This window comes from Pseudomonas sp. HMSC063H08 (assembly GCF_001813645.1).
Classification (GTDB): domain Bacteria; phylum Pseudomonadota; class Gammaproteobacteria; order Pseudomonadales; family Pseudomonadaceae; genus Pseudomonas; species Pseudomonas aeruginosa.
In genome coordinates this window covers 3,246-6,454 of record NZ_KV813352.1, presented here as the reverse complement: position 1 = coordinate 6,454, position 3,209 = coordinate 3,246, and the positions used below count along the sequence as shown (strand labels likewise).

Sequence of the window (3,209 nt, the reverse complement as noted above, 5' to 3'; positions counted from 1 at the left end):
TCTACTGGGTCAGTTTTCGGTCAGCGGCAACAGTCTGGGTTCTGTGGGTCATGGCCTTCTTCTCAAATTTCGTTCTCCCGAGGGTATTTGAGAAAGTTTTTTTGAGAAAGCGTTTTGAGACAAAAAAGCCCCGCGTTGCGGGGCCTTGGTGTCACTTTCAGAAGGCGACAGCACGAAATATCAAAAGTCGACCGCACGGTCTTTTCTGACGTTGGAGTCGCCTCAGAAAACGGAAAATAAAGCACGCTAAGGCGTAGTTCCCTCGGGCTACACCGCGTCCGCACTGCGCGGTTCTTTCTTCCCTTGCAGTGACGCAATCAGCGGGCAGGAAACGTTCCCCTTCCGCGCATGGCAGGCGCACACCAAATCAGACAGCACGGCCTCCATGCGCGCCAGGTCAGCCATCCTCTCGCGCACGTCCTTGAGCTTGTGCTCGGCCAGGCTGCTGGCTTCCTCGCAATGGGTGCCATCCTCCAGCCGCAGCAGCTCGGCGATCTCATCCAGGCTGAAGCCCAACCGCTGGGCTGATTTCACGAAGCGCACCCGCGTTACATCCGTCTCGCCATAGCGGCGAATGCTGCCGTAAGGCTTGTCCGGTTCCGGGAGCAAGCCCTTGCGCTGATAGAACCGGATGGTCTCCACATTGACCCCGGCCGTCCTGGCGAAAACGCCAATGGTCAGGTTCTCCAAATTGTTTTCCATATCGCTTGACTCCGTACATAACTACGGAAGTAAGCTTAAGCTATCCAATTCAGATTCGAAAGGACAAACGTATGTCTGAACCTCAAAACGGGCGCGGCGCGCTCTTCACTGGCGGGCTGGCCGCCATCCTCGCCTCGGCTTGCTGCCTCGGGCCGCTGGTTCTGATCGCCTTGGGGTTCAGCGGCGCTTGGATCGGCAACTTGACGGTGTTGGAACCCTATCGCCCCATCTTTATCGGCGTGGCGCTGGTGGCGTTGTTCTTCGCCTGGCGGCGCATCTACCGGCCGTCAGCCGCCTGCAAACCGGGTGAGGTTTGCGCGATTCCCCAAGTGCGAGCTACTTACAAGCTCATTTTCTGGGGCGTGGCCGTGCTGGTTTTGGTCGCGCTCGGATTTCCCTACGTCGTGCCATTTTTCTATTGATCACAGGAGTTCACCATGAAAAAGCTGCTTTCCGCCCTTGCCCTCGCTGCCGTTGTTGCCCCCGTGTGGGCCGCCACCCAGACCGTTACGCTGTCCGTACCGGGCATGACCTGCTCGGCCTGTCCGATCACTGTCAAGAAGGCGATTTCCAAGGTCGATGGCGTCAGTAAAGTTGACGTGACCTTCGAGACGCGCGAAGCGGTGGTCACCTTCGATGATGCCAAGACCAGCGTGCAGAAACTGACCAAGGCTACCGAGGATGCGGGCTACCCATCATCAGTCAAGAACTGATCATGAAAGACCCGAAGACACTGCTGCGGGTCAGCATCATTGGCACAACCCTCGTGGCGCTGTGTTGCTTCACCCCTGTTCTGGTCATTTTGCTCGGTGTGGTCGGCTTGTCCGCGCTGACCGGCTATCTGGACTATGTGCTGCTGCCTGCGCTGGCGATTTTCATCGGCTTGACCATCTACGCCATCCAACGAAAACGCCAAGCCGATGCCTGCTGCACCCCGAAATTCAATGGAGTAAAAAAATGACCGAAATCACCGTGAATGGCATGACCTGCACATCCTGCGCCACCCATGTCAAAGATGCTTTGGAAAAGATTCCCGGCGTGAATGCCGCTGTGGTGTCCTATCCAGAAAGCCGCGCGCAAGTCATGGCAGACACCGCCGTGAGCCACAACCAACTGCTGGCCGCCATCGCCGCATTGGGTTATCAAGGCTCGATCCGGGTTGGTGATTTCAAAGATGAACCAAAAATCCGTGATGCACTTGAGGGCGCCGGTTTGCATATCGCCATCATTGGCAGCGGCGGGGCCGCGATGGCGGCGGCGCTGAAGGCCGTCGAGCAAGGCGCGCAGGTCACGCTGATCGAGCGCGGCACCATCGGCGGCACCTGCGTCAATGTCGGCTGTGTGCCGTCCAAGATCATGATCCGCGCTGCCCATATTGCCCATCTGCGCCGGGAAAGTCCGTTCGACGGCGGTATTGCGGCAACTGTGCCTGCGATTGACCGCAGCAAACTGCTGGCCCAGCAGCAGGCCCGTGTCGATGAACTGCGGCACGCCAAATACGAAGGCATCCTGGACGGCAATCCAGCCATCACCGTTTTGCACGGTGAAGCGCGTTTCAAGGACGACCAGAGCCTGGTCGTCCGTTTGAACGAGGGTGGCGAGCGCGAGGTAACGTTCGACCGCTGCCTGGTCGCCACCGGTGCCAGTCCGGCCGTGCCGCCGATTCCGGGCCTGAAAGAGTCACCCTACTGGACTTCCACCGAAGCGCTTGTCAGCGACACCATTCCCGCACGCCTGGCCGTGATCGGTTCGTCGGTGGTGGCGTTGGAACTGGCGCAAGCCTTTGCCCGGCTCGGCAGCCAGGTCACGATCCTGGCACGCAGCACCTTGTTCTTCCGGGAAGACCCGGCCATCGGCGAGGCCGTGACAGCCGCTTTCCGCGCCGAGGGCATCGAGGTGCTGGAGCACACGCAAGCCAGCCAGGTCGCCCATGTGAACGGCGAATTCGTGCTGACCACCGGACACGGTGAATTGCGCGCTGACAAGTTGCTGGTTGCCACCGGTCGGGCACCGAATACGCGCAGCCTCGCGCTGGACGCGGCGGGGGTCACTGTCAATGCGCAAGGGGCCATCGTTATCGACCAAGGCATGCGCACGAGCAACCCGAACATCTACGCGGCCGGCGACTGCACCGACCAGCCGCAGTTCGTCTACGTGGCAGCGGCCGCCGGCACCCGTGCCGCGATCAACATGACCGGCGGCGACGCAGCCCTCAATCTGACCGCGATGCCGGCAGTGGTGTTCACCGACCCGCAAGTCGCCACCGTGGGCTACAGCGAGGCGGAAGCGCACCACGATGGCATCGAGACCGACAGTCGCACGCTGACACTCGACAACGTTCCGCGAGCGCTTGCCAACTTCGACACACGCGGCTTCATCAAGCTGGTCATCGAGGAAGGTAGCGGACGGCTCATCGGCGTGCAGGCGGTGGCCCCGGAAGCGGGCGAACTGATCCAGACGGCGGTGCTCGCCATCCGCAACCGCATGACGGTGCAGGAACTGGCCGA

Annotated in this window: 5 protein-coding genes; 4 read left to right on the top strand and 1 reads right to left on the bottom strand. The window is 60.6% G+C overall.

The window, feature by feature from the left end:
* Positions 1 to 267: 267 nt before the first annotated feature.
* The gene (gene merR, locus HMPREF2924_RS03920; RefSeq protein ID WP_000429838.1) at positions 268 to 702 is read right to left on the bottom strand and encodes an Hg(II)-responsive transcriptional regulator; all 435 of its coding nucleotides are present in this window, start codon (positions 700 to 702) and stop codon (positions 268 to 270) included.
* A gap of 71 nt (positions 703 to 773) precedes the next feature.
* On the opposite strand from merR, the gene merT reads away from it, so the two are divergent.
* The 4 genes from merT to merA form a co-directional block, all read left to right on the top strand.
* Complete coding sequence (gene merT / locus HMPREF2924_RS03915) at positions 774 to 1,124, top strand: mercuric ion transporter MerT (protein WP_001294667.1); 351 nt, start codon at positions 774 to 776, stop codon at positions 1,122 to 1,124.
* 15 nt (positions 1,125 to 1,139) lie between these two features.
* Positions 1,140 to 1,415, top strand: a complete 276-nt coding sequence (merP, locus tag HMPREF2924_RS03910; RefSeq protein WP_000735441.1) for a mercury resistance system periplasmic binding protein MerP — start codon at positions 1,140 to 1,142, stop codon at positions 1,413 to 1,415.
* A 2-nt stretch (positions 1,416 to 1,417) separates the two neighbouring features.
* Positions 1,418 to 1,663 (top strand): mercury resistance system transport protein MerF, encoded by a 246-nt coding sequence (gene merF, locus HMPREF2924_RS03905; RefSeq protein ID WP_000654684.1) that lies wholly within the window; start codon positions 1,418 to 1,420, stop codon positions 1,661 to 1,663.
* A partial coding sequence (merA, locus tag HMPREF2924_RS03900; RefSeq protein ID WP_070700365.1) for a mercury(II) reductase occupies positions 1,660 to 3,209 on the top strand: 1,550 nt, incomplete at its 3' end. The genes merF and merA, both read left to right, overlap by 4 nt.

Excerpts from the sequence above, each read along its gene's own strand:
- merT (WP_001294667.1), top strand. The coding sequence starts at position 774 with ATGTCTGAACCTCAAAACGGGCGCGGCGCGCTCTTCACTGGCGGGCTG.
- merR (WP_000429838.1), bottom strand. The coding sequence starts at position 702 with ATGGAAAACAATTTGGAGAACCTGACCATTGGCGTTTTCGCCAGGACG.
- merP (WP_000735441.1), top strand. The coding sequence starts at position 1,140 with ATGAAAAAGCTGCTTTCCGCCCTTGCCCTCGCTGCCGTTGTTGCCCCC.
- merF (WP_000654684.1), top strand. The coding sequence starts at position 1,418 with ATGAAAGACCCGAAGACACTGCTGCGGGTCAGCATCATTGGCACAACC.